The organism is Novosphingobium profundi, assembly GCF_020524485.1.
GTDB lineage: Bacteria > Pseudomonadota > Alphaproteobacteria > Sphingomonadales > Sphingomonadaceae > Novosphingobium > Novosphingobium profundi_A.
Map to the genome: position 1 here is coordinate 125,230 of NZ_JAIVLF010000003.1, position 25,973 is coordinate 151,202.

General features: G+C 63.3%; 18 protein-coding genes and 1 riboswitch. Of the genes, 6 read left to right on the forward strand and 12 right to left on the reverse strand.

Annotated features, from left to right (window positions below; genetic code table 11):
* Positions 1–5 precede the first annotated feature (5 nt).
* The 5 genes from LC060_RS06855 to LC060_RS06875 form a co-directional block, all read right to left on the reverse strand.
* Positions 6–1,067, reverse strand: a complete 1,062-nt coding sequence (locus LC060_RS06855) for a threonine aldolase family protein (protein WP_226633902.1) — start codon at positions 1,065–1,067, stop codon at positions 6–8.
* 53 nt (positions 1,068–1,120) lie between these two features.
* Positions 1,121–1,232: riboswitch (SAM-I-IV-variant riboswitch) on the reverse strand.
* A gap of 181 nt (positions 1,233–1,413) precedes the next feature.
* Positions 1,414–3,009, reverse strand: coding sequence for a serine hydrolase (locus LC060_RS06860; RefSeq protein WP_226633904.1), 1,596 nt, complete (start codon positions 3,007–3,009; stop codon positions 1,414–1,416).
* Positions 3,006–4,067 (reverse strand): DUF1611 domain-containing protein, encoded by a 1,062-nt coding sequence (locus tag LC060_RS06865; protein ID WP_226633906.1) that lies wholly within the window; start codon positions 4,065–4,067, stop codon positions 3,006–3,008. Before LC060_RS06865 ends, LC060_RS06860 begins: the two co-directional genes overlap by 4 nt.
* Entirely contained in the window at positions 4,067–6,340 is a 2,274-nt protein-coding gene (locus LC060_RS06870) for a TonB-dependent receptor (RefSeq protein WP_226633908.1), read from the reverse strand. The genes LC060_RS06865 and LC060_RS06870 overlap by 1 nt, the downstream gene beginning before the upstream one ends.
* Before the next feature lie 271 nt (positions 6,341–6,611).
* Entirely contained in the window at positions 6,612–6,803 is a 192-nt protein-coding gene (locus tag LC060_RS06875; RefSeq protein ID WP_226635258.1) for a helix-turn-helix transcriptional regulator, read from the reverse strand.
* 288 nt (positions 6,804–7,091) lie between these two features.
* On the opposite strand from LC060_RS06875, the gene LC060_RS06880 reads away from it, so the two are divergent.
* Entirely contained in the window at positions 7,092–9,407 is a 2,316-nt protein-coding gene (locus LC060_RS06880) for a hypothetical protein (protein WP_226633909.1), read from the forward strand.
* A gap of 95 nt (positions 9,408–9,502) precedes the next feature.
* Here the strand turns inward: LC060_RS06880 and betA are convergent, their stop codons facing one another.
* Positions 9,503–11,161, reverse strand: coding sequence for a choline dehydrogenase (gene betA, locus LC060_RS06885; RefSeq protein WP_226633911.1), 1,659 nt, complete (start codon positions 11,159–11,161; stop codon positions 9,503–9,505).
* A gap of 41 nt (positions 11,162–11,202) precedes the next feature.
* Entirely contained in the window at positions 11,203–13,233 is a 2,031-nt protein-coding gene (gene betB, locus LC060_RS06890; RefSeq protein WP_226633913.1) for a betaine-aldehyde dehydrogenase, read from the reverse strand.
* A 156-nt stretch (positions 13,234–13,389) separates the two neighbouring features.
* Between betB and choW the strand changes: the two genes are divergently transcribed.
* From choW to LC060_RS06910, 4 genes are all read left to right on the forward strand, one after another.
* Complete coding sequence (gene choW, locus LC060_RS06895) at positions 13,390–15,192, forward strand: choline ABC transporter permease subunit (RefSeq protein WP_226633915.1); 1,803 nt, start codon at positions 13,390–13,392, stop codon at positions 15,190–15,192.
* A complete protein-coding gene (gene choV / locus LC060_RS06900) occupies positions 15,192–16,409 on the forward strand; it encodes a choline ABC transporter ATP-binding protein (RefSeq protein WP_226633917.1) in 1,218 nt (405 codons plus the stop codon). Before choW ends, choV begins: the two co-directional genes overlap by 1 nt.
* Before the next feature lie 271 nt (positions 16,410–16,680).
* Positions 16,681–17,880, forward strand: coding sequence for a hypothetical protein (locus tag LC060_RS06905; RefSeq protein WP_226633919.1), 1,200 nt, complete (start codon positions 16,681–16,683; stop codon positions 17,878–17,880).
* The gene (locus LC060_RS06910) at positions 17,873–18,511 is read left to right on the forward strand and encodes a hypothetical protein (protein WP_226633921.1); all 639 of its coding nucleotides are present in this window, start codon (positions 17,873–17,875) and stop codon (positions 18,509–18,511) included. The genes LC060_RS06905 and LC060_RS06910 overlap by 8 nt, the downstream gene beginning before the upstream one ends.
* Positions 18,512–18,912: 401 nt before the next feature.
* On the opposite strand, the gene LC060_RS06915 is transcribed toward LC060_RS06910, so the two are convergent.
* Positions 18,913–20,325: an amidohydrolase family protein gene (locus LC060_RS06915; RefSeq protein WP_226633923.1), complete on the reverse strand. Its 1,413-nt coding sequence runs from the start codon at positions 20,323–20,325 to the stop codon at positions 18,913–18,915.
* 639 nt (positions 20,326–20,964) lie between these two features.
* Here LC060_RS06915 and LC060_RS06920 point away from each other — a divergent pair.
* On the forward strand, positions 20,965–21,636 hold the full coding sequence (locus tag LC060_RS06920; RefSeq protein ID WP_226633925.1) for a YitT family protein: 672 nt from the start codon (positions 20,965–20,967) through the stop codon (positions 21,634–21,636).
* 4 nt (positions 21,637–21,640) lie between these two features.
* Here LC060_RS06920 and LC060_RS06925 read toward each other — a convergent pair whose 3' ends face one another.
* The 4 genes from LC060_RS06925 to LC060_RS06940 all read right to left on the reverse strand — a co-directional run bounded on the left by LC060_RS06925 (position 21,641) and on the right by LC060_RS06940 (position 25,969).
* A complete protein-coding gene (locus LC060_RS06925) occupies positions 21,641–22,414 on the reverse strand; it encodes an SDR family NAD(P)-dependent oxidoreductase (RefSeq protein ID WP_226633927.1) in 774 nt (257 codons plus the stop codon).
* A gap of 175 nt (positions 22,415–22,589) precedes the next feature.
* A complete protein-coding gene (locus LC060_RS06930; protein WP_226633929.1) occupies positions 22,590–23,426 on the reverse strand; it encodes a TorF family putative porin in 837 nt (278 codons plus the stop codon).
* A gap of 315 nt (positions 23,427–23,741) precedes the next feature.
* On the reverse strand, positions 23,742–25,280 hold the full coding sequence (locus LC060_RS06935) for a SulP family inorganic anion transporter (protein WP_226633930.1): 1,539 nt from the start codon (positions 25,278–25,280) through the stop codon (positions 23,742–23,744).
* Entirely contained in the window at positions 25,280–25,969 is a 690-nt protein-coding gene (locus LC060_RS06940; protein ID WP_226633932.1) for a carbonic anhydrase, read from the reverse strand. Before LC060_RS06940 ends, LC060_RS06935 begins: the two co-directional genes overlap by 1 nt.
* Between the last annotated feature and the right edge of the window lie 4 nt (positions 25,970–25,973).

Sequence of the window (25,973 nt, forward strand, 5' to 3'; positions counted from 1 at the left end):
TGCGCTTACGCGCAGACCCGGGAGCGCTGCTCTGCGCACAGCGTACGGATGTCGGCGGCAAGGGCTTCAACGCGGCCGATGTCTGCATCCCAGGCAAACATGAAGCGGGCCGCACCGCCGATGAAGGTGTAAAAGCGCCAGCCACGGGCGCGAAGGCCTTCCAGCACGGCGTCGGGTGCCTGCACGAACACAGCGTTGGCCTCCACCGGGAAAACGAAGGCGATTTCCTCCAGTCCCACCAGCCCCTCGGCCAGCGTCGCGGCGCTGCGATTGGCGTGGGCCGCATTGGACAGCCATGCGCCACTCTCGATCATGCCGATCCATGGCGCCGCCAGAAAGCGCATCTTGGAGGCCAGCTGTCCTGCCTGCTTGCAACGATAGTCAAAGTCTTCGGAAAGAGTGCGATCGAAAAACAGAACGGCCTCGCCAACCGCCATGCCGTTCTTGGTGCCGCCAAAGCACAACACGTCCACACCCGTCTGCCAGGTCATCTCCGCAGGTGTGCATCCCAATGCGGCACAGGCATTGGCAAAGCGGGCGCCATCCATGTGCAAACGCAGGCCAAGGTCGCGGCATACCGCCGCAATCGCCCGAATTTCCGCCAGGGTATAGACTTGACCTGTTTCCGTTGGCTGGGTGATCGTTACCGCCCGCGCTTTTGGAAAGTGAATATCCGACCGGCTGGTTGCCACTGCCCGGATCGCATCGGGCGTAAGCTTGGCATCCTCGGTTGGTGCAACCAGCAGCTTGGAACCGTTGGAAAAGAATTCAGGTGCCCCGCATTCGTCGGTTTCGACGTGCGCGAACCGGGAACAGATGACGCTGTGATAGGATTGGCACAGCGATGCCAGCGCCAATGAATTCGCAGCCGTCCCGTTGAAGCAGAAATAGACGTCGCAATCCGTAGCGAACAGTTCGCGCATCGCCTCTGCCGCGCGCATCGTCCAGGCATCTTCGCCATAGGCGGCCACGTGTCCGACATTGGCCGCGGCCATGGCCGCGCCAGCCTCCGGGCAGATACCGGCATAATTGTCACTGGCAAATTGCTGCAGATGCGCGTCAGTCATGCTCTTGTCCTTTCCTTGGTCTTTTGGATCAAGCGCCGGACGCGATTCGTGTGACGTGAACCCGAGGTTGCCGGTTCGGCCACATCCCTTCGCTGAAGCGAAGGCACCACCTTGCTCGGGAGCAGGTTGGTGCCGGACCGCAAGGTCCGACTCTTGATGCTGTAACTGCAATTAGCGACATGCCCGGCCGCTCGCAAGAACGCGGGACACATCATTGGCAATCAGCAAGGTGCTGGCGATCACGCCCACCGTGGCCACCACAGCCCCGGCAAAGATATTGATCGCCAACAGCGAAGCAGCCCAGCAAACGAGACCCCCGGCAATCAGGCGGCGGCGCGAATAGCGGTCAATCAGGCGCCCTGCCCGTTTCCTGGTCCGCATCCTGCGGCACCGGCCTGAACAGCAGATCGTGATAATCGAAACTGAAATCGGCCAGCGGGGATACCGCTTTCAGGGTTATTCGCTCAACCTTGCCATCGGCATCCAGAGCGAACGTCACATAGGCCGGTTCGATCGTCTGATCGGTGAATCGGGTGACGAAACTATCATACTGCCAGTGTTCAAGGCGCCCCTGCATGCGCGGCGTAGAGAGGAAATCGATACTCAGCCCGCCATCGCCCTGCTCGATCCGGATATCGCCGTACCAGTCATCATGGTACAGTCCGGCATAACGCTGCAATGGAAGTGACGGTCCTGCATCGGCCGGCTTGGCCTGTTCCTGCGCCAGCGCCACCGCGGCCTTTTCCCGGCGCGCCTTGTAGTCGGCGGCAAATCTGGCGGGCCAGTCTGCCGATGGCAGATCCAGGTAGTGATCCAATAGATCGTACATCAGCCCGAACAGGACTTCACTGTCCTCGCTGTTGATCTCGACCGAAAACCCCACATCCTTTTCAGGCAACAGGACAACGATGCTCTGAAAACCAAGTACGCCGCCGGCGTGCCAGACCACTTTGGCACCGCGATAGTCGCGCACTTCCCAGCCAAGGGCATATGTATCGAAATTGGGACGCGTGAGCTGCAATGCAGGGGAAACAGGTGCAATCGGCTGGATCACCTCAGGCGTCCACATCGCTTCGTGCTGCGCCTCGCTGAACAGGCGGGTGCCATCTGGCAATTTGCCATGGGCCAGTTGCAGCCGCAGCCACTTGGCCATGTCGCTGGCACTGATGGCAAGGCCTCCGGCGGGGGCAGCCGCCCGGCCCAACTCGTCGCGCTCATCCAGCCTAGACAACGGCCCCAGGCCGCGTACCGGCTGCTGCGTGCGCGCATGAGGATAGGCGCGGTTCGCAATGCGGAAGCGGCGGTCGTTGTCGGTCGTGGAATCGATCATGGCCGCCGGTTGCAGCACATGGTCGCGGACGTAGTCTTCCCAGGGCTGGCCGGATACCGCCTCGACCAGTTGCCCCGCCACTGCGTAAAGCACATTGTCGTAGGCATACCCACTGCGAAAGCTCGTGGCGGGCTTGAGGTAGCGCAGACGGCGCACCAGTTCCGCGCGCGAAACCTTGCCGCGCGGCACAAACAGCAAATCGCCCTGCCCGAGCCCCAGACCACTGCGATGCACCAGCAGATCGCGGATGGTCATCTCACCGGTGACCCAGTGGTCGTACATCCGGAAATAGGGAAGGTGATCGATGACCTTGTCGTCCCAGGAAATCCTGCCGGCATCCACCAGCGTCGCCAATGCCGCCGTAGTGAACGCCTTGCCGGTGGATCCTGTCGGGAAGATCGTATGGACATCCACGGTCCCACCGCCGACCCGCCGATGGCCAAATCCCCGCACCATCGTGGCCTTGCCATTTTCGACAATGGCAATTGCCATTCCCGGCACGCCCGCCTGCGCGCGCACCGCGTCTGCCTTTTCGGCAAAACCGGGCGGCGGTGCGGCCAGAGCCACACCCGGACAAAGCGCAATCAACAGCAGGGCAGTCAGTCGCTTCATGACTGGCACGCGTCGAGCAGTCGTTCAAATGCCACCCCGCCCCGGATCGGGTCCGCAGCGGGGATACCCAGCCGCATCGACACGGCCTCGATTTCGCGCAATGCCTCGCTTTCATCCATACCGCTGGTGTTTAGCGAAACGCCGGAACAACGGATAGCCGGGCTGGTGAGCTGCCCCAGCGCGACGGTCCGCGCGATCACCTCCTCGATGCTTGGCAGGCTGTACGATGCATTGCCCAGTATGTGCGTGCGGCCGGGCTGGTGGCAAACGATGAAGCTGTCGGGCTGGCTGCCGTGCAGCAAGCCAAGCGAGACCGGGGCATAGGCAGGATGGAACAGCGATCCCTGCCCTTCGATCACATCGAAATGGCCATCGGGTGCCGCCGGGCTCAACATCTCGGCGGCGCCGGCCACGAAGTCCGCGACAACCGCATCGATCGGAATGCCGCTGCCCGAGATCATGATACCCGTCTGACCGGTCGCCCGGAAATCAGCGTCGACTCCGCGTTTTTGCAAGGCCCTTGCCACCGCCAGCGCGGTGTACTTTTTGCCCAGGGCGCAATCAGTGCCGACGGTAAGGATGCGCCGTCCTGTTCGCCGCGCGCCCGTTCCCACGCGCAAACCGGCAGGCGGGCATCGCACGTCCACCAGACGACGCCCGGCCGTTTGCGCGGCTTCGCCAAGACCGGGCAGATCGGTCAGGCGCGCGTGCATGCCCGAAACGATGTCCAGCCCCGCATCAAGCGCTTCGAACAATGTCGGCATCCAGGCCAGCGGGATTATCCCACCCGCATTCGCGACACCGATAAGCAGTGCCTTCGCGCCCCGTTCGGCGGCCTCACGCGGCGTCAGAAAATCGAGTCCGGTGGTCACCGTGGCCTCGGGTAGCGCGAATTCGCCGACGACATTGTCACCGGCCCAGTCCCGCAGACCGAAAGCCGTCTTGGCAAAGCCGGCATCAGTCGCATCGCCTAAGAACAAGAGATAGGGCCTCGGCAACGCCAGCACGTCGTTTTCCTCGGCTCGCGGACGTGGCCGCTCCGTCTTCGTGACCATCATCAGATTCCTGCCGTCAGCGACAGGCCAAAGGTCCGCGGACGGTTGATCCCGGTTCCAATCGCCGCATTGGGATAGTACGGCAGACCGCTCGAATACTGACTGAGTACCGAGGTGACACCGCGCACATCGCCAAGGTTCTTCACATAGGCCTGAAGCGAGAAGCGTCCGAAATCGATGCCCGCACGCAGATCGACGACGGCGTAAGCAGGCACCCGCGGGAAATGCCCGTAGAGCGCAAGGTAGGTCGCGTCGTAGTTGCCACTCTGCTTGGAAAGGGACCGGATGCTGCCGCCGATCGAAGCCGTGACAGCCTCGCCGATCGACCATTCATAGTCGGAATTCACGCCGATCGAGAACTTGGGGGTGTAAGGCAACACATCGCCCTTCACCGCACCAAGGGTAATCGGATCAGTGTCACCCGCCAGCATAGCCCGGGTATAGGCGCCGTTGACCGTGGTGGTGAAGCCGCGAACCGGGCGCAGCGTGACCGTCAGTTCCGCTCCGTCGATGTCTGCGGATGTGCCGTTGATGTTGACCCCGAAATTGTTGACGACGGCAAGCAGCTGAATATCGCTCCAATCGATGTGATAGATGGCCGCTTCGATCCCGAAGGAACGGTCGAGCGTCTCGGCCTTGACGCCAATTTCATAGCTGGTGACGGTATCGGGATCGAACGTGGCCGGGAACCCTTCGCCCGCCCCCGGCGGCACAACGTTCGGTCCGCCGGGACGGTAACCCTTGGCAACGCGCGCATAAAGCGAGGCGTGTTCGCTGAAACGGTATTTGGGAGCAACCGAATAGGTAAACACGTTATCCGAGGACGTCCCCGCATAAGGTGTCGTCGCCCCCAGCAAACCAAACCCGGTGTTCAATGACGTCTGGTTGTTGTGGCTGTAACGCCCGCCTAGGTCGAGATCGAGATGTTCGCCGAAATGCAGCGTCATATTGCCGAAACCGGCGTATTCCTCGTACTTGGAGATCGTGGCCGCACCACCGAGTCCGCCCAGGTCCTCGATGTAGGTCTGGGGGGTCAACGTTCCCGGCGCAACCGGGACGAACACCTGATCAATCAGCGCCTTTTCGTGGGTATAGTACCCGCCGATCAGCCACTCGATCTTGTCGTTGGGCGCGGACGCAAGGCGAACCTCCTGCGTCCATTTGCGGTTGTTGGTCAATTGCCGCAGGTAGGTCTCGTTGCCGTAGTCCGGCAACCCAAATGCCGGCGCATAGACGCCGATGACGTTATTGATGTACACCGTCTGGTCATCACGCCGCCTCTGATGCTGCGTACTACGGCTGGTCGAAGACGTCAGCGTGGCGAAACCCAGGTCATAATCGGCCTGCAGGTTGTAAACCCGGTAGTCCACATCGCTGTAGGATGGCACGAACTGCGAGTATGTCAGGCCGCCATACAACGGCTTGAGCGTCGCCCCGTCGGCTTCAATCGTCGTAGGCCCATCGACATCGATGTTCTGAATCAGTGCAGTGGCACGCACCGTAAGAGCGTCAGTCGGCATCCACTGCAGCGAAGCGCGGCCACCATAGCTGCGGTAATCATTGATATTGCTTTCGACATCGGACCCGCCGGTGCCGATGGAATCGATGAATCCGCCCTGCATGCGGTAGCTGCCCGATGCACGAAAGGCGAGCGTTGGCGACAGCGGGACGTTGACCATGAGGTTGCCCTGGTACGACGGATCGCCATGCCGGGTCAGCTCGCCCGAGATGCGCCCGCGCGCCTCAAACACACCGGCATCCGGCTCGTTGGTGACATACTTGACCAGACCGCCAAGCGAACTTGCGCCGTAAAGGGTGCCCTGAGGGCCGCGAAGGACCTCGATTCTGGCGATGTCGAACGTGTCGAAATCACCCGCGAGTTCCGCGCCGTTAGCAAGACCGCTGCTTGAACCGAAAGGCGTCTCGTCCATGTAAACTGCGACAGTCGAGGCGACACCGCCTGTATTCACTCCGCGTAAGACGAGCCGCCCCTGCCCCGGCGTCGACTGGACAAGCTGGAGGCTCGGGACATTGCCGAGATAGTCGCCGATGTTGGTGATGTTCTGCTTTTCAATGGTCTCCTCCGAGACCACGGAGATTGACTGGGGCACGTCGATCAGCGTCTGCTCGCGCTTTTGCGCCGTGACGACGATCTCCTTGGCAGCCTCATCCAACCGCACAGTCGGCGCGCCAGACTGTCCATGCGCAGGCATTCCGCCAAGCGCGAGCACTGTAGCAGCGGACGACATCAGAAGTGTGTTGCGCAATGAGACCATGAGAGCTCCCCCGGGTGAATGAAGTACAATAGATCAATTGCAATCCCAATTAGGACTGTATGATCCCAATCAGAGAAATGTCAACACGAATGCGCGTCGATGGGCTAAAGGCGAAAGCACGATCCGCACCCTGCCTCGAACCACGCCACCAAGGCCCTGATTTGGCAGAGGAGACCTTCCACGCGGGCACTCTTGTGCCCCAGGAGATACCGCACAAATCAAGCGGCCTTGATCGCGCTGAAAAGAATGGACTTTCATGCCAGAAGCGAGCTCAGAGACGCCGCTTCTTGCCCTCGAAGCCGTCCTTGATGCAGTCGATCCAGCCGACGATTTCCCGCTTGCTCCAGCGCGAGGCGAACGGGGACAGCTTATAGGTCCTGGGGAATGTCCCCCGTCCAATCAGCCGATAGATCGTAAGACTCCCCTCGGGACCGTTGGCGCGCCAGGAAACGCCCCATCCCAGTTGCTCGCAAACCTGCTCGGTGAGGGGAACCGGTCAGTCCGCTCCTAGACGCTCCAGATTAGCCCTCGAGCGACCAACTTGGGCGCAAAGAGGAAAGAGGGCACCACCATGTCGCAACGACCGGCCCTCTCCGATTCCGGGAGCGCGAGGGCGATGGCCCTCGCATGGGCTTTGCCTTCCTTTCTTCGATGGCCGTTTGCGGAGGTTCGAACCTCCAACTTCCTCTAGGTTGACCTCAGGCGGGTGAGTTGCAAATCCGGTTCCGGGGCAAGCAAGTACGGGGACGGCATGAATAACCGGAAGGTATCGGGGCAGGCGCTCTGCGCGATTGTCATGGCGGGGGCTCTGTCGGCGGGCGTGGTGGGCGCGGTGGGAAGCGCTCCGGCGCTGGCGCGTGAGGACGTGGCGCAGGCCTATCCGCTTGATCCACAGACAAGCCCTTATGCCCGGGCCCCGGCCGAGGAGCGTGCGGCGATGAAGGCGCAGTTCGAGCAACTGCAGCGCACGTTCACATCCCGCAATGCCCAAGCGCACATGTCCGGTTACGAGCAACTGGCCCGCAAGGGCTACCCCGATGCACTGGCCGCCGTCGGATCCAGCTACCAGTTCGGGACCTACGGATATCGCAAGGATCTGAAACGGGCTCGGCGCCTGATCCTTGCCAGTGTCGAAGCGGGCAGCACATATGGGATGCATGGGCTCGCCTCGATGGTGGGCATCCCGGAATCCGATGTTAAGTTCGGGGTTTCCTACAAGAGCGTTGCTTCGATGCACTTCTGGCACCTGGAGGCCGCTCGGAAGGGTAACAGGGGGGCCCAGGTCCAGGTTGGAATGCGCAATTTTGAGAGCCAGACGGAGAGTACCGGTGGCGTCTCGAACGCGGATCTCGCCTATTACTGGCTGATGCGGGCGCATGAAAACGCTGCGGCTGCGGGTGACAAGGGCGTCCTCTCTCTGACCGAGAGCCTGATCGGTCAACTGGGCCATACCGTGGGCAACCCGCCGCTGAGCGACTTTCCTGCGGACTATGGCGGCACTTCGGTTCCCGCCATGCGTGAACTGGAGCTCGCCAGGGTGCGGGAAGACCGCAAGGCCGTGGCGGCCGCACAGGCGAAGCTGGAGCAGGCGGGGCTGAGTGAGCAGAGCTACCTTGCGAACCTGGGGGTCGTGCCGCAGCCATCCGTGGCCGCTCTGCAGCGCGCGCATGAGCAAAGGCTTGCGCAGGCGCGGGACAAGGAGGCGGCCCGGAAAGCGCGGATCGCTGCGGCCGATGCGAGGAAGGCAGCTGCCGTGAAGCCGGCCGTAGCCAAGGCGAGCCCGGCCAAGGCATCTCCGGCCAAGGTGCAGGAGGCGAAGGTCGCGGCAGGGGTCTCCCATGCGCAGGTGATGGCCGCGATCACGGCAAAGGACATGAGTGCACTGCAGGACATGCGCGAGGCGGGGATATTCAAGGAACGTGAACACGAGGGGCACCTGACGCTCGACTACGCCATCGCGGCGGTGCAGACGAAGGACCTTGATGTGGTGCGGATGGTGGCCAGCCGCGCCAACCAGGCGCAGACCTTCAAGCCGCACTCCCGGACGCTCTATCATCTGGTGGAGCAGGCGCGAACGCGTGCGATGTGGGCCAGCAACACGCAGGCGGCCTTCGATACGCCGGCCATCAAGGGGGCATACGAAATGGAGTTCCTGCGCAAGCTGAAAGAGGTTCTGCGCCTTGCAGGGGCCAACACGAGCGCGCAGGATCGCTACAAGCTCACCGCCTACGATCTGGCGGAGCAGGAAAACAACTCTCTGTGGGAGAAGCAGGAGACGCGCCGGACGGGCCTGAACCGGTTCGAACGCGCAAGGCAGGCGGCGGCGAAACGGAAGGCGGAGCGGGCCGCGCAAGCGCGGCGCTGGGAGCGCGAGCAGGCCGAGTCGCGGCGGCGCGGTGCGGCCCGGGTGGCGGCCCTGCGCGCCCAGACGGCGGATTTCCTTGGCCAGATGTCGCGCAACACGACCAGCGCGGCGCAGTACGAGCGTGACTATCGTCAGCGGTTGGCGCGCAACAGGGCCAGGTCGCGCCAGCAGGCGGCACCATCCTCCTCGTCCTCGTCGTCATCCTCTTCGCGCAGCAGTCGTTCGACGAGCTCCAGTGCCGCGCCCTCCTCCTCGAACCGTTCGCGCACGGCGCTGACCAAGCAGCCGACCCGGCCTTCACAGAGCACCGCAAGCCGCAGCAGCTCGGTGCCCTCGCGCACGACGGTGTCGCGGCCGACGCCTGCGCGGTCCTCGTCGAGCTCGTCGTCGTCCTCATCCACCTCGCGCGCGCCGGACTGGAGCGGCAGCGCCCTCAGCGCCTGCTACCGCGAGGCCGAGCGCACCAGTACGATGGGGCCGAGCGACGGGCTGAAGGAGGCGATCAAGGCCTTCAAGATCGGGTGCGACGTGGTCCACCTGCTCGAGTTCTCGACCGCCGGGACCGACCGGGTCTACTGCGGCAAGTCCGGGGATTTTCCCGCCAAGGCGCAAGGGCGGCTGGCCGATGCGGGCCTGCGCGGATACCTGCCCTACGCCCAGCGCGCCTGGAACGTGTGGGTGAACAAGCGCGGGTGCATGTAGGAAACCTCACCTTTCGCGCGCCACCGTGGCGGCGAAAGGTGAGGTCGCCCGTTTTGGGGTCAAGGGGCGATGGCCCCTTGAAAACGCCTTCTTCTTCAGCGCTGCGTGGTCTGCCAGTTCGCGCTGCGCACAAAGGGCATCTCGCTGGCCGCCAGCGTCTCGCGGCCCATCACGAGGTCCGCGCCGCGTTCGGCGAGCATGATCGTGGGCGCGTTGAGGTTGCCGGTGGTGATCGCGGGCATGGCCGAGCTGTCGATCACGCGCAGGCCCTGAACGCCGCGCACGCGCAGCTCAGGGTCAAGCACCGCCATCGGATCGCCCTGTGCGCCCATCTTGCAGGTGCACGAGGGGTGGTAGGCGCTTTCCACGTTGTCACGCACGAAGGCGTCGATCTGTTCGTCGGTCACGACATCGGCGCCGGGCTGCATCTCGCGTCCGGTGTAGGGGGCAAGGGCTTCCTGCGCAAAGATCTCGCGGGTGAGGCGCACGCAGGCGCGCATCTCTTCCCAGTCCTCGGCGTGGCTCATGTAGTTGAAGCGGATTTCGGGCGTGTCGAGCGCACCGGCCGAGCGCAGCCGCACCGTGCCCCGGCTCTTCGAGCGCATCGGGCCAACGTGGGCCTGGTAGCCGTGGCGGTCGGCCATCGAGGAGCCGTCATAGGACACCGCGAGCGGCAGGAAGTGGTACTGGATGTCCGGGTACTCGATCCCCGCGCGCGAGCGGATGAAGCCGCAGCTCTCGAAGTGGTTGGTCGCGCCAAGCCCTTCCTTGAGCGCCAGCCACTGCGCGCCGATGCGCGCCTTGGCGATCGGGCCCATGGCCGAGAACAGCGTGATCGGCTGGGTGCATTCCATCTGGAAGTAGAATTCCAGGTGATCCTGCAGGTTCTCACCCACGCCGGGCAGGTCCTGGACGACCTCGATGCCAAGGTTCTTCAATTGCTCGGCCGCGCCGATGCCCGAGCGCTGGAGGAGCGTGGGCGAATTGATCGGGCCGCTTGCCACGATGACCTCGCGCGCGGCGCGCACTTCGCGCACTTCGCCGCCCTGCACATAGCGCACGCCGACCGCGCGCGTGCCCTCGAACAGCAGCTTGTCGGCGAGCGCGTGGGTCTCGACCGTCAGGTTGCGGCGCTTCATCGCGGGCTTGAGATAGGCGTTGGCCGCGCTCCAGCGGCGGCCCTTGTGGACGGTCATGTCCATCCGGCCAAAGCCTTCCTGCTGCGCGCCGTTGTAGTCCGCCGTGAAGGGGTAGCCGGCCTGCTGCGCGGCTTCGGCGAACTTGGAGTAGAGCGGATTCTTCAGCGTCCCGTACTTCGTGTTGAGCGGGCCATTGCCGCCCCGGTAGGCATCGCCGCCTTCCTGGCGCGTTTCGGCGCGCTGGAAGTAGGGAAGGACGTGGGCGTAGTCCCACCCTTGCGCGCCCAGGTTGTGCCAGCGCTCGAAGTCCATCGGGTTGCCGCGCACGTAGACCATGCCGTTGATCGAGGACGAGCCGCCCAGCACCTTGCCGCGCGGGGTGTGCATGCGCCGCCCGCCCAGGTGCTCCTCGGGCTCCGAATAATAGCGCCAGTCGTACTTCTTCATGTTCATCGGGTAGGACAGGGCGCTGGGCATCTGGATCAGTACCGAGCGGTCCGACCCGCCGAATTCGAGCACCAGGACGGTGGTCTTGCCGTCCGCGCTCAGCCGGTCGGCCAGCACGCAGCCGGCCGAGCCGGCGCCCACGATGACGTAGTCGAATTGCGCGTTCATGAAGGTGTCTCTGTCCGTTTGTCGGTCTTGTCGGTCGGGGCTCAGTAGGGGGCGTCGACATCGCCCTTGGCGACGTAGACGCTCTTGAGCTGGGTGTAGTGCTCGATCGCGGCGAGGCCGTTCTCGCGCCCAACGCCCGAGTTCTTGTAGCCACCGAAGGGCAGTTCGATGGGGGTGACGTTGTAGTCGTTGATCCAGCAGCTCCCGGCCTGAAGCGCGGCGATCACGGTGTGCGCGCGCATCAGGTCGCGGGTGAAGACGCCCGCGGCAAGCCCGAACTCGGTGTCGTTGGCGCGCGCGATCACTTCCTCTTCGGTGTCGAAGGGCAGGAGCAGCATGACCGGGCCGAAGACCTCGTCGCGCACGATCGAGGCGCTGTCGTCCTCGGCCTGGAACACGGTCGGCTCGACATAGTAGCCGCGATCGTACTCACCGCCGGTGAGGCGCTCGCCGCCCATCAGCAGCTTGACGCCCTCGCGCTTGGCACGCGCGATGTGGCCCAGCACCAGGTCCAGCTGGACCCTGCTGACAAGCGGGCCCAGGTGCGTTTCGGGATTGAACGGATCACCGATGCGCAGTGCCTTGGTGCGCTTTTCCAGTCGGGCGAGGAAGTCCTTCAGCACCGAGCGATGGACGAAGACGCGTGTCCCGTTCGAGCAGATCTGTCCGGTCGAGTAGAAGTTTGCCATCATCGCGCCGCTCACCGCGTTGTCGAGATCGGCGTCCTCGAAGACGATCAGCGGGCTCTTGCCGCCCAGCTCCAGCGTCGTGGGCTTGAGGCCCTTGGCGGCCTCGCCCATGACGAGGCGGCCGGTGGGAACAGAGCCCGTCAGCGAGACCTTGGCGATGCCCGGGTGCGCAATCAGCGAACGGCCGGTTTCGCCATAGCCTTGCGCGACCTGGAACACGCCCTCGGGAAGGCCGGCTTCGCGGAAGATGCCTTCCAGTTCCATCGCCGTCATCGGGGTCTGCTCGGCGGGCTTGAAGATGAGCGCGTTGCCACAGGCGAGCGCGGGCGCGGCCTTCCAGCAGGCGATCTGCATGGGGTAGTTCCACGCGCCGATCCCGGCGCATACGCCGAGCGGTTCGCGGCGGGTGTAGCCGAAGGCCGCGGCGCCCAGATCCAGGAACTGGCCCGCCACGGTCGAGGCGATGCCGCCGTAGTATTCCAGGCAATCCGCGCCCGAGATGATGTCGACCGCCTTGGTTTCCTGCACCGGCTTGCCGGTGTTGCGGGTCTCGATCTCGGCAAGCTCATCGTTGCGCTCGCGCAGGATGTCGCTGGTGCGGCGCAGCACGCGGCCACGCTCGGTGCCGCTCAGCGCGGCCCATTCGCGCTGGCCATCCTGCGCCTTGGCGACCATGCGGTCGATGTCCTGGGCACTGGCGACGGGCAGGTCGGCGATGGTTTCGCCAGTGGCCGGGTTCACCGGACGCACGGTGGCGGGAACCGAGGCGGCGGCGATGGGGTGGCGCGCCAGCGAATCCTCGACCACGAAATTGAGCATCTCGCGCGCGGCTTCGGGGTCGACCTCGTTCCAGCCCGAGAGCGCGCCGCGCAGCCACACGCCGTCGATCATGGCGGCGATGAGGGCGGCGGTCTTGCGCGCTTCCTCGGGCGTTTCCATGGCGCGCAGCGCGTGGGTGAGGTTGGAGAGCATGCGCTTCTGGTAGGCGCGTTGCACGCGGTGGAGGCGCGGGTGCTGCAGCGCCTGGCCCCAGAAGGCGAGCCAGGCCATGCTGGTGCGCAGGTCGATCTCGGTGCGCGAGAGCGAAGCATCGATCACCGCCTGGACGCGCGCGCGCGGGCTGTCGGCGGCGACCATGCGCATGCGCACCGCATCGCCGTGGCGGAAGGCGAGTGCGCGGAACGCGGCTTCGAGAAGGCCGTTCTTGTCCTTGAAGTAATGCGCGACAAGGCCGGGCGAGACGTCGGCGCGCTTGCCGATCTCGGCGAGCGTGGTGCCGGTGAAGCCCACTTCGGCGAGCGAATCGATTGTCATCTCGATCAGCTGGCGCGCGCGGGCATCGTGCCTTGACGGAGCTTTCGTTGTCGCCGAACCTGTTGCCATGATCTTGTCCTGAATGACCGTTCAATTGATTTGAGCGTCAGCTATACCTCTCTCCGCGCCATTGCAAGTCTTGGCTGAAAAAGGTGGAAGGTTGCCATTGAATAAGCCTTCAATGGCGTTATAGGCACAGGGCATCACGCGAATTCAAGGAAGCCTATGCGCCGTCTGGCAACGCGACTTCTCCTGGCCCTGGGCCTCCTCTGCAGCTTCGTCCTGGGATCGACCGCCGCAAGTGCGGCCGCCGATCCCCCGGCGTGCCGCGCGGTGCGCCTCGCCGACGTAGGCTGGACAGATGTCACCGCGACGACAAGCGTCGCCTCCGAGGTCCTGCGCGAGATCGGCTACAAACCGACCACGCGCGTGCTCTCGGTGCCGGTCACCTTCAACGGCATGGCGCGCGGCGATGTCGACATTTTCCTCGGCAACTGGATGCCTGCGCAAAAGAGCCTGATCCAGGGGCACATCGAGGACGGCACGCTTGAACGCGTGCGCGCCAATCTCGTCGATGCGCGCTACACGCTGGCGGTCCCGGACTACCTCTACGAAGAGGGCCTCCAGAGTTTTGCCGACATCGCGCGCTTTGCCGATGAACTGGACCACAAGATCTACGGCATTGAGCCGGGCAACGATGGCAACCAGCTGGTCATCGACATGATCGGGCGGGGCGCCTTCGACACCGGCGACTTCCAGGTGGTCGAGAGCAGCGAGCAGGGCATGCTCTCCGAGGTCGAGCGCGCGGTGAAGGAACAGCGCGCCATCGTCTTCCTCGGCTGGCAGCCGCACCCGATGAACGAACGCTTCGACATGAAGTACCTGGCGGGCGGCGACGATGTCTTCGGTCCCAACTTCGGCGGCGCGACGGTGAGCACCATCGTGCGGCGGGGCTACCGCGAGGAATGCCCCAACCTTGGCCGCTTCCTTGAAAACCTCTCCTTCGAGGTCGAGGAAGAGAACGCGCTGATGGGCCGCATCGAAGGCGGCGCCAATCCGCAGGACGCGGCGCGCGCGTGGATCGCACAGAACCCGCACCGCGTGGCGCAGTGGCTCGACGGCGTCACCACCTTCGCAGGCGAGCCGGCCGAGGCGGCCATCAAGGCGAGCAAGCAGGCTGGCCCCACGGGCTCGTGGCTGACCGCCAACAAGATCCCGGTCGGTGCCTCGATTGCCGTTGCGGTGGACTGGATCAAGGCGCACAGCGGCCTTCTCGACATCGTCTCGGGCGCGGTGAGCGCGGGCGTCGATGGGCTGACCGGCGTGCTCCACGCCGTGCCGCCGCTCCTCTTTGTGGCGCTGGCGACCGTGCTCACCTGGTTCCTGCGCAAGTCCTACGGGTTCACGGCCTTCGTGCCGCTCGCGCTGCTCTTCATCATCAATCAGGGCTACTGGGACGAGACGGTCGATACGCTCGCGCTCGTGGTCTTTGCCGCGGCAACCTCGACCGTGATCGGCGTTCCCATCGGCATCTGGGCCGGGCATCGCCCGCGCGCGTACGAATACCTGCGCTCGGTGCTGGACCTGATGCAGACGCTGCCGACCTTCGTTTACCTGATCCCGACGCTGGTGATCTTCGGGCTGGGCGTGGTGCCGGGCCTCATCTCCACGATCATCTTCTCGCTGCCCGCGCCGATCCGCCTGACCCAGCTGGGCATCGCGTCCGTCCCGCGCCCGCTGATCGAGGCGGGCGAGAGCTTTGGTGCGACGAAGCGCCAGCTCCTCTTCAAGATCGAGCTTCCGGCCGCCGCCGGATCGATCCTGGCGGGCGTCACGCAGTGCATCATGCTCAGCCTCTCGATGGTCGTCATCGCCGCGCTGGTGGGCGCAGGCGGCCTGGGTGTGCCGGTGGTGCGCGCGCTCAACACCGTGCAGGTGGGCATGGGCTTCGAGGCGGGCTTCGCCATCGTCCTGCTCGCCATCATTCTCGACCGCGTGACCCGGCGCGAAACCAAGGGAGACAGCTGATGGCCACGGCGATCGAATTTCGGAACGTCGATATCTTCTTTGCAAGCGGCCGGGGGCGCAAGCGCGAGGCCGCGCTCGCCCGCGCGCTGGAACTGGCCGAGGCCGGCAAGGAGCGCGCCGCGATCAGCGAGGAGACAGGCGTGGTCCTGGGCGTCCACGACGCCTCGCTCACGGTCGAGCGCGGGCACATCTCGGTGCTGATGGGCCTGTCGGGCTCGGGCAAGTCGACGCTGCTGCGCGCCGCGAACGGCCTCAACGAGGTGACGCGCGGGCAGGTCCTCGTCCACGGCGGGGAAGGCGAGGAGGTGGTCGACATCGCGCCGCGCGATCCCGCCACCTTGCGCGAAGTGCGTCGCAAGCGCGTCGCCATGGTCTTCCAGCAGTTCGCGCTCCTGCCCTGGCGCACGGTGCGCGAGAACGTGGCCTTTGGCCTCGAACTGCGCGGCGAGGACAAGGCGGCCATGGCCAGGCGCGTCGAGGAACAGCTCGAACTGGTTGGCCTGTCCGACTGGGCGGACAGCTACGCGAGCGAGCTTTCGGGCGGCATGCAGCAGCGCGTCGGGCTGGCGCGCGCCTTTGCCACGGACGCGGACATCCTCCTCATGGACGAGCCCTTCTCCGCACTCGACCCGCTGATCCGCGCCAAGCTGCAGGACGATCTCCTGGAACTCCAGCGCGAGGTCCAGAAGACGATCCTGTTCGTCAGCCATGACCTCGATGAGGCCTTCAAGCTGGGCGATCAGATCACGCTTCTGGAAGGCGGGCGCATCGTCCAGAGCGGTAGCCGCGAGGAGATCCTCAACAACCCGGCGACCCCCTATGTCGCAAGCTTCCTCGAGCACATGAATCCGCTCCACGTGATGACCGGCGCCACGGTCATGCACCCGGTTGCCGAGCTGGAGGAAGTGGACGGCGGCCTGCTGCTCGACGAGGGGGGCAACTACCGTCTGGAAGGCGAACGCGTCCATTCGGATGCGGGCTGGCAGCCGGTCAACACCATCGCCGATCCCGAGACGCAGGACACCTTCCCCGAAGGCATCGCGCAGGTTCCCGCCGAGACCAACGTGCGCACGCTCATGCAGATCGCCGCGCAGACCGACAATCCGGTGCTGCTGACCGAAGACGGTGAACTGGCGGGCGTGACCTCCAGCCAGGACATCCTCGACAAGCTGAGCCAGACCGGGCCTGCGGGATCGGAGGATTCCGCGGCGCAGTAAAAAAAAGGGGCGCATGGCAGCGCAGCGCAAGGCCGCCCTTCGGGTCGCACCTTCGAGGCCGTCCTCACGCCGGTTCCTGCCGCCCCCATGATCTGCGCCCCGCGCCCGGCCCCCCGGCGCTCCGTTCCCCTCTCCCCGGGAGCGCCGGGGGCAACGCACAAGGGCCGCTCTGTCGAGCGGCCCTTCGTCGTTTCAGGAAGAGGTGTTTCGGGCCAAAGCCGACTGGGGGCGTTTTCAGCACATGGAACGGCTCCGATGGGCCGGTAGGCGAATGTCCGGTTCCGAGCCGGGCTACGAGGATATCCGCCGCTCACGCGACTTTAACTGCCGACCAATGCTCGTCGTTCTGCAGGAAGCACCCGAATGTCCAGTTGCGCCGAAGCTTCTCGCTGCGATATTGCGGCTCACCGCCTTGCGAGTACCGCTTGCCCCGATCTTGAAGGGCTGCGATGAACTTGCCATGGGCGCCGCAATGAACCTTTTCGATCGCACAAAGAGATTCGCGCTGAGCACAGTGCAGCCTTACCGTGTCCTTGGGCGCGGTATTATTGCGTTCAACGTTCTATTGGCTTTCATTTTCTTCGCACTAGCAGCTTTCCGGCTATGGCTCGATCATCCTCAATGCAACGAACAGTTGGTGCAGATCGGCTCCAAACACGTGCTGATAGTCCAGGCCTCCTGCTTGTCCGAGCACTGGCTATCCTCATTTGGGAAAAGCATCGTCGATAATCTGGCCGCTGGTCTCGTAGTTGCGATGGTAAGTTCTTTGCTGCTCTGGCTGATTTCACCCAAGGCGCACTTCGAGGAAGATATTGCGGCGCTTCAACCCTGGAATATTCATGAGCTACTGCACGCTCCACTGGCTGATACGAAAAACTACTGGTTTCGAGGTAGGTCGGGCAGATTCATCCGGACCGCCGTGATGCCTGCTCTCGATGCGGCTGGACGAAGAGAATCAGTCACAAGAACTTTGCATATGATCCTGCCTAATCCTGCCGACACATCGATGCTGGCAGACTACGCCCATTACCGAGCGTCATTGCAGGGTGCGAAGGGGCAATGGGATGCGTCACGCATACAAAACGAAATTCTGGCAACAATTATTTCCGCTGCGAAACGTGCGAATACCAACCACTTCTTCGAAGTGGAAATTTATTTGAAAAGCGATTTTGCGCTATTTCGACTTGATATGTCAGATGACCGTTTAGTTCTGACGCGCGAAGATCCGAAATGGCCGGGTATCGTCTGCTCTAGCCGATCAAAATTCTATGCTTCGTACCATGAGGAATTCAGGAACGAGGCCAACAGGGCTGTGTCTATTGACCTGTCCCTCGCGACAGTTCCGACTTCACTTCAGTCTAGCGACGTGGACGGCATACTCGCCGCACTTTCGTTGTCCATCACACTGACCGACGAGGATCGAACCGCTATTGTTCAGGGTGTCGAGAAGCCGGAGAGCCCATATGGCTGACATAGAAAAGGAGTTTATCGCGCTAATCGCAGCGGCGAGGTCCGGTGAGTTCGAGGCTGCGATTAGCGCGTCGATGCTGCGAGAAGCAGAGGTGCGGCGTCATCCATTGAACTTTTTGGCTGCACGGGTGGAAGATGATGCCGGAAATGCGTTGCGCTTACATCTGTGGGATGAGCGCTTCCGGTTCAAGCAGGTTGGCCTAGAGGTGCACGACCACAAGTTCGATTACCAAAGTTTCGTTGTCGATGGGTCTGTAGAGCAGACCATTTACGAGGCGATCCCAGATTCCGAGGGGGCGCACGAGGTACTAGAAGTTTCCTACAGCGGTGGCGGGTCCATTCTTCAGCGCAGCGGAAAACATATCCAACTATTCGAACTGCGTCGCGAAAAATATTCTTCCGGTGTACTTTACGAATTGCCTCATGGCGTATTGCATCGACTTGATCTAGTTGGCTCCTCGGCGATGACGTTGGTGAAGACATGTGATGTCGGCGGGCAACCAATTACGATTGGACGTTCATCAGACGACGAAGGACCTTCTACTCCAAGAACTCCAGTGTGCGACACCGAAGGCAATCTAATGACTCTCAGCACGCACTCAATCAGCCAGATCATCAAGGCAGCACTATAGATCGATTAAACAGAGGTCCACTTGGCAACTACGGCCCGTTCGTGGCAAGACGAGAGAGTGGCGAGTGATAAGTTCGGCTCTCCGTGAGTTTGATAGCTGTTTTTAATTATCATCCTTACGGCCAGACTTTGCGCAGAGGGCCAACGCAGCCACACCAACGGCGCGTTTTGCGCAACCGGACATTTCAGGCCCAATGAGTGAAAGGCCGCAATGTCCCAGGCCCTATCATGTTTTGAATGTCAGCTTCCAAGCGCGGAAAAATCGCTGTCGAATGACTTTGATGGGCGCGTGGCGGAATTTCTGCACACGCCCCTTTGCAGGCGTTAGCGTTAGCCTGGTTCAGTAACGCACTAGGGGTGGAATGCTGGCTTACACAGCAGACCACGCATCGCGGGCAGACCCTATCGACCGGTAGGCTCGCCGTTCCATAATGCCGCTTCGCGAACTAGGTCGACCTTCAGTGCCTGCAAGGTAGCGCGGTCGAAAACACGCCCATTGGCGACTACGACGACGATGTTGCGCGTTTCGGCGATGTTGGCCAATGGATCGCCGTCCAGCACCAGCAGGTCAGCGAGAAAGCCTGGCTGGATCAGCCCCAAATCCTCCACACCCATCATCCGGGAGGGGGTGATCGTGGCAGCGCGGATCGCGTCTCCCGTGCTCAGACCTGCTTCGACCAATGCAGCCAGTTCGTCATGCAATGCGAAACCCGGGACGAAGAAGGGCTTCACTGTGTCGGTTCCGGCAATGATCGGCACCCCTCGTTCGGAAAGCATGCGCACGGCCTCGCTTTCGACCGCCAGATTTGCGTGCCACTGCGCCAACTTTTCGACTGAGGTCTCGCCTTCAGCGCGGCGGCTCCATTCATTCAGATAGGGGGCTGGAATGAAGCGCAATGCCGGACTGGCCAAGACTGTATCGCTTTTCTCGCCAATTGCGATGAAGTGGCGCCTCAAGTGCAATGTCGGATCGAGCCATGTTCCGTTCTCACGGAAGATCCTCGCCAACCTGTCCGCCTTTTCGTCGCTAAGCCTCCCTTCAAGGGCGACCCAATCGGTGTAGCCGTTCTCCAGTTCCGGAATTTCTCCGTCCACCAGTGCCAGAGCCACTTCGCGCGCGTGTTCGATCGTGCGCTGCCCGGCCTTAGAAGCCTCCAGCGGTGGTATGGTTCTGGGATCGTGGCCGTCGACCTGCAGGCCGAGCCTCTTCGCCTCGTCGATTATGGCGTAATAGTTTTCTGGACTGAGATCGGAATAGACTTTCACGAAATCGGCACCCTCGCGACTCAGTCGTTGTACCGCGGTGCGTGCTTCTTGCGGTTCGTGAACGATCGTGATGTGCGACCAGTCCGAACCCGGGTTGTTCAGAACCGTGCCAGCGGTCCACAATCTTGGGCCGACCCTCGTCCCTGCCGCAATCTCATCGCGCCAGAGCACGAGTTCAGGCAGATGTTCCCACGGTCCGCCCAAGTCGCGCGTGGCGGTGACGCCGTGCGCGATGAGCAGACGCAGATGATCGATGCCCTCGTAGCGGGAATGGATATGGGCATCCCACAATCCCGGAATCACATATTTGCCGCTCGCATCGATACGGCGTGCGTTCTGTGGGACAGCAATCTGATCCTGGGGGCCGACGGCCGCAATACGGTTGCCGGTCAAGACGATCGTCTGCGCGCTGGCCCAGCACGCGCAGTCCACTTGAAGCACTTCGGCTCCGACGATGGCGACGTTGTCAGCTAGATCGTTCGCAATGGCCGGCGATCTGGCGACCAGTAGTGCGACAGCGACAAAAGCCGTGTGGACAATCTGCTTCAAGGCTCCCCCCTTAAACAGACTTTTCTATTGCACTGACAGGTAAAGTCAGACCAACCAGGCCTTTCTTTACATTGCTACACGAACTCTCACAACCCGACTGAACAAATGCGCTTTACCCATGACTCAGGCGTGCTGAGTTGAGATGGAAGTATCCGAGTTTCTCGAATTGAAGGTGGGACCCTGATTGAATTTTATGTCCGCTTCCCACCTATCCCGACTGCTGGCCGATCGGATCAACAAGCGTAACCGGGCGGGCCACTCTCTGGCGGGTCAATTCGGCTCTCGACTGACCTACAAGGGCGCCCAGCCGCCATAGCACCTACGCCCGCGAAACACAGGAAGCCAAGGGTGACGGCAGGGCGCCTATTCTTGGGCACGGCCTGCCCTCTCCGATTTCGGGAGCCCGAGGGCGATGGCCCTCGGAATTATCCTTTTACTCTTCCATTTCAGATGCCTGTCGTTTGGCTAACGCCTTCCCTTGACCGCACGGCATGCCCGGCCCTCCCGTTGCAATCGGAAGAGATATTACCTTGCACAAGATAGGCATTTTGAACTACAATCGCGCAATATAAAAACAGGGGCAGGATGATCCGGCGGCGCGGTGCCGGAAAGGCGCAAGGCTTTGAAGAGGATTGCGTTGTGACGGATACCCCTGTGCCCGCCGAGACCATGGACCGGCCCGAGTTGACCCGGGCACGTCAGGGGGCGATTCCCGATGGCACGCCGCACAGCCTGTTCGAGGACGTCTATGCGCTGTGCGTGGGTACGGTCCTGCTCTCGCTAGGCGTGGTCATCCTGCAGAAGGCCGAACTTGCCACGGGCGGCGTTGCGGGTATGGCCTTGACGCTGAGCTACCTGACCGGCCTTCCCGTCGGCGTCCTCTACGGCGGCCTGACGCTGCCGATGCTGGCCATTACCATCCGCGCGATGGGGCGCGCCTTCCTGGTCAAGACGCTGATCGTCACCTTCGGCGTCTTCGCGCTGACCGGGATCACCCCCTACGTCTTCGAGATCGCCCGGATCAGCACGCCGGTGGCCGCCATTGTCGGGGGGACGGTGATCGGCATGGGCGCACTGGCCCTTGCCCGCCACGCCGCGGGCTCGGGCGGATCGGGCGCCATCGTCCTGTGGCTCTACCGCACGCGCGGGTGGAACGCGGGCCGTTCACAGATGCTGTTCGATGCCTGCGTGCTCGCCTTCTCGCTCATCAGTCTCGATCTCACCCGCATGCTGTGGTCGCTGCTGGGTGTCGCGGCCACGGGCGGCATCCTCTACGTCTGGCACCGCCCGGGCCGCTACACCGGCTACTAAGGCTTCACGAGAGCGCGGGAAAGTTGGGCTGGCCGTTCGAGGCGCTCACCCCGCCATCGACCGGCAGGTTTACCCCCGTCACGAAGCGCGCATCGTCCGAGGCGAGAAACGCGACGACATCGGCGACGTCCTCGGGCTCGCCAAAGCGCTTGATCGCCGCGCGCTGGTAGAAGGCCTCCTGGATCGCGGGGTTTTCCATCAGGTCGCCCGCCATCTTGGTCCGCGTCATCGAGGGGCACACCGCGTTGACGCGAATGCCATCCTGTCCCCATTCGAGCGCCATCGAGCGCGTCATCTGCGTCACCGCGCCCTTCGAGGCGGTGTAGATGACCATGTTGTAGTCGCCCCCGATCCCGGAAGCGCTGGAGGTGAAGACGATCGCGCCCTTGCTCTTCTTCAGCTCGGGATAAGCCGCCCGCGCGCAGCGCAGCGATCCCTTGACGTTGATATCGATCACCCGGTCGATGTCCTCGTCGCTGGCCTCGCCGAACGGTCCCGCCGTCGCGACGCCAGCGTTGGCGTAGAGCACATCGAGGCCGCCGAACTTCGCCACCGTCCTGGCGACGAGATCGTCCGGAAACCCGATCTGCGCGATATCGCCTGCGACACACAGCGTTCGGGCCGGATCGAGATCGGCCGCGAGTGCATCCAGATCTTCGCGCGAACGGGCATTGAGAACGACGTTGGCGCCCTCGGAGGCAAAGCGGCGTATGGCGGCCGCGCCGATGCCGCTCGAGGCGCCGGTGACGATGACGGTCTTGTCGGTGAAGCGTTGCATGTGGGGTCCTTGGGTCTTTCAAGATGCCCGCAATTCGGGCCAGATGCCCTTGCAACGCGCCGCCCCCGCGCCCGGCTCCCTGCAATCCACGCATGCGCACATGCACCGGATAAAAGGAAAGCCCCCCGGCACATATGTGCCGAGGGGCCCTCCTGCATTCCCGAAGGAAAGGCGATCAGAAGCCGGCCGAAACCTTGAAGACCACGGTCGAGCCGGAAATCACCGAACCGTTCTTGCTCGAACGGAAGCCGGAACCGAGGTAGTTCGATTCCGAGCGCGAGATGTCGGTGTCGACATAGGCAATGCCGAGCGTCAGCGGGCCGAGCGCATAATCCGCGCCCAGGCTCCAGTCGACGTATTCGCCGGTCGGCGCGAGGCTGGTACCCCAGGGACCGAGACCTGCGTTGCCGTTCGAGTACCCGATGTGCGCGTTCAGCGTCAGCGGCGTGTCCGGGATCCCCGCACTGAGGTCGGTGTGCAGGTAGAGGTTGTCGCCCTTGTCGCCCGGATCGTCGTAGCCGTCCGAGAAGCCGCTGTAATACCAGGTGCCGAGCGCTTCCTGCTTGGGCGCGTAATTGATGCCAACGCCGACATTCACCGGACCGATATCGCCCGAAACGGTGGCGTAGAGTTCCGCGAAGTCGGTGGTGTCGAGGCCGCCGGGGAACATGATCCAGGTCAGGCCCGCATCGACGTTGATGCCGTTGCCGATGTCGGTGCTGTAGCCCGCGAAGAGATCGAGTTCGGTGTTGGAACCGCCGAAGGTGCCCCAGCCCGAGAGGTTCGAGCCCCAGGTACCGGCATAGAAGCCGCTGTCATGGGTAACCTGAATGCCCGCCTGGATCGCCATTTCGCGGTCGGTCATCGAGACGCCGCGGTAGCGATAGTCGGTCACCAGGGTCGCTTCACCGGAAACGGTGAGGCCGGAATCGTCCTGGGCTGCCGCAGGATTGGCCACGGCAAAGCACGAAAGGGCAAGGCAGGCCGCGCCTGCGAGCATACGAATCTTCATTTCTGGAACGTCCCTCATTTTTCATGTGGTTTTTACGTTCCATCCTGCGGCTCCCCCGCCGGGCCTTCACTTCAAGGTGGACCCGTTCCGAAACAGCAAGGCTCGGAATAAGCTTAACGCCCCCTTTTGCAAATCACTTCATTTCATAAGTGATCACTTTGATCTAATATTGTTGCCTTGTTGCAACAAACGCATATTTGTCGTGCAAATAGCGCAATATTGGGATCGCAAACGAATTCGGCTCTCCGCCCGGCCGGACAGGTCCGGCGCGAGCGAAGAGCCGCTTCGCATGTCAAAACTCAGGGTAATGCGGCCTCAGGCGCGCATGGCGGCCACGATCGAGGCATCCCCCGTGACGCGGTCATCGTGCCCACCCTGGCGGCGGCGCGCGATCCACTCGGCCAGCGTTTCGGCCGTGGTGTGGTCCATACCCTTCACGCGTTCGAGGTCGAGGTGAACAGGCTCGCCGTGGGGCTGGCGCTCCAGCACGGTGTTGAGCTTGGTGAGACCCAGGAAGGTCGCGGCCCCGTGCAGCTCAACGCGGCGGCCGTGCTCCTCGTCATGCTCGTGCACCTTGAGGCGGATGTCGCGAAGGTGCGGCAGCAGTTCGACGACCGAGAGCGCAAGGCCAACGAGAACGCCGGTCAGGAGGTCGGTCGTGACGACCAGCACGAAGGTCACCGCCCAGATCGCCGCGGGCAGATACCCGTGGTTCTTGTAGAGGTGTGTGACGTGCTTGAGGCTGACAAGGCGCCAGCCGGTGATCACCAGAACACCGCCAAGCGAGGCCATCGGAACTTCGCGCAGGAGCCAGGGCAGCAGCGCGATGAAGCCCAGGATCCAGACACCGTGAAAGATCGTCGACAGGCGCGTCTTGGCGCCCGCCTGGACGTTCGCCGAGGAGCGCACGATGACGCCGGTCATCGGCAGCGCGCCGACAAGGCCGCACAGCATGTTGCCCACGCCCTGCGCGCTCAGTTCCTTGTCGTACTTGGTGCGCACGCCGTCGTGCATACGGTCGACAGCAGCGGCCGAGAGCAGCGTCTCGGCGCTGGCGATGAAGGCGATGGCAAGCGCGGTGACGAGGAGCGCGGGGCTCGCAAGCGGGGCGAACCAGGCGGTGCTGGTGGGCAGCGCGAAGGCCGAACCGATCGAGGCGGGCACCTCGATACGCGCGACGTCGAGCCCCATGCCCCAGGCGACTGCGGTGGCCGAAACAACGCCGAGCAGCGCGCCCGGAACAAGCGCCATCGATTTGGGACGCAGCTTCTCCCAGCCGACCATCACGACAATGGTGAGAACGCCCAGGCCCAGCGCGATCTCGGTCGCCGCCGCGCTCGAGAAATCGAGGCCGAAGACGCGGCCCGGAATCGCGGCGAGGTTTTCGACGCCGTTGGAAAGCGGCTTTTTGTCAAAGAGGATGTGGAACTGGCCGATCACAATGAGCGCGCCGATGCCTGCCAGCATGCCGTGGACGACCGCCGGGCTGATCGCGCGGAACAGGCCGCCCAGCTTCGCCCAACCGGCGACAAGCTGGAGCACGCCGGCCAGCAGAAGTACGGGACCCAGCGCTTCGAGCCCATGCTCGCGCACGAATTCGAAGACGATGACGGCAAGCCCCGCAGCGGGCCCGGAAACCTGGAGCGGCGAGCCTGCAAAGAGGCCCACGATGATGCCGCCGATGATGCCCGTCACCAGGCCCTTTTCGGGCGGCACGCCCGAAGCAATGGCGATGCCCATGCACAGCGGCATGGCCACCAGGAACACCACGATCGAAGCGGTGAAGTCACGCCCGAAGTGCGCGAAAAGGCCGGTACGCCCTTCGGACGCCGGCGCGGTGGTGGAGGTACTCATTATTCGGCAGCCTCTGCAAGTTCGGTAGCGATGCGCGCCTTGGCGCGCAGGGCCACGGGAAGTTCGCGATCTTCGCGCAGGGCCACGAATTCGCCGGTCTCACCATCGAGACCGAGAACCTGACCGGCGTGGATGTCGACGAACCAGCCGTGAAGGGTGATTTCGCCGCGCGCGATACCCGCCGCGACGGAAGGATGGGTGCGCAGATGCGCGATCTGCGCGATGATGTTTTCGAGCGTGATGGCGCGCACGCGCTCGGCACCGTTTAGTTCGGGGTGGCAGGTCGAGACGATGTGCTCGGCCGCCGCGCCGTTCTTGAGCCAGCCCGCGACGTTGGGCATTGCCTCCAGCCCCGTGGGATCGGCCAGCGCCTTCATCGCGCCGCAGTCCGAGTGGCCGCACACGATGATGTCGCTGACACCCAGCGCCACCACGGCGTATTCGACCGTCGAGGTAACGCCGCCGTTGTGGGTGGAATAGGTGGGCACGATGTTGCCCGCGTTGCGGCACACGAACAGGTCGCCGGGCTGCGCCTGCATGATCTGCTCGGGCACGATGCGCGAATCCGCGCAGGAAATCATCAGCGCCTTGGGCGACTGACCATGGGTGGCGAGTTTCCCGAACAGCTCACTGCTGGCCGGAAAGATGGACTTCTCGAAATGGAAGACGCGACCAATGAGTTCGTTCACGTTT

What these genes read in the sequence shown, in the direction of transcription:
- LC060_RS06910 (WP_226633921.1), top strand. Translation starts at nt 17,873, where the DNA reads ATGGCTGACATAGAAAAGGAGTTTATCGCGCTAATCGCAGCGGCGAGG.
- LC060_RS06855 (WP_226633902.1), bottom strand. Translation starts at nt 1,067, where the DNA reads ATGACTGACGCGCATCTGCAGCAATTTGCCAGTGACAATTATGCCGGT.
- LC060_RS06930 (WP_226633929.1), bottom strand. Translation starts at nt 23,426, where the DNA reads ATGAAGATTCGTATGCTCGCAGGCGCGGCCTGCCTTGCCCTTTCGTGC.
- LC060_RS06865 (WP_226633906.1), bottom strand. Translation starts at nt 4,067, where the DNA reads ATGATGGTCACGAAGACGGAGCGGCCACGTCCGCGAGCCGAGGAAAAC.
- LC060_RS06905 (WP_226633919.1), top strand. Translation starts at nt 16,681, where the DNA reads ATGTCCGGTTCCGAGCCGGGCTACGAGGATATCCGCCGCTCACGCGAC.
- LC060_RS06880 (WP_226633909.1), top strand. Translation starts at nt 7,092, where the DNA reads ATGAATAACCGGAAGGTATCGGGGCAGGCGCTCTGCGCGATTGTCATG.
- LC060_RS06860 (WP_226633904.1), bottom strand. Translation starts at nt 3,009, where the DNA reads ATGAAGCGACTGACTGCCCTGCTGTTGATTGCGCTTTGTCCGGGTGTG.
- LC060_RS06935 (WP_226633930.1), bottom strand. Translation starts at nt 25,280, where the DNA reads ATGAGTACCTCCACCACCGCGCCGGCGTCCGAAGGGCGTACCGGCCTT.
- choV (WP_226633917.1), top strand. Translation starts at nt 15,192, where the DNA reads ATGGCCACGGCGATCGAATTTCGGAACGTCGATATCTTCTTTGCAAGC.
- LC060_RS06925 (WP_226633927.1), bottom strand. Translation starts at nt 22,414, where the DNA reads ATGCAACGCTTCACCGACAAGACCGTCATCGTCACCGGCGCCTCGAGC.
- betB (WP_226633913.1), bottom strand. Translation starts at nt 13,233, where the DNA reads ATGGCAACAGGTTCGGCGACAACGAAAGCTCCGTCAAGGCACGATGCC.
- choW (WP_226633915.1), top strand. Translation starts at nt 13,390, where the DNA reads ATGCGCCGTCTGGCAACGCGACTTCTCCTGGCCCTGGGCCTCCTCTGC.
- betA (WP_226633911.1), bottom strand. Translation starts at nt 11,161, where the DNA reads ATGAACGCGCAATTCGACTACGTCATCGTGGGCGCCGGCTCGGCCGGC.
- LC060_RS06870 (WP_226633908.1), bottom strand. Translation starts at nt 6,340, where the DNA reads ATGGTCTCATTGCGCAACACACTTCTGATGTCGTCCGCTGCTACAGTG.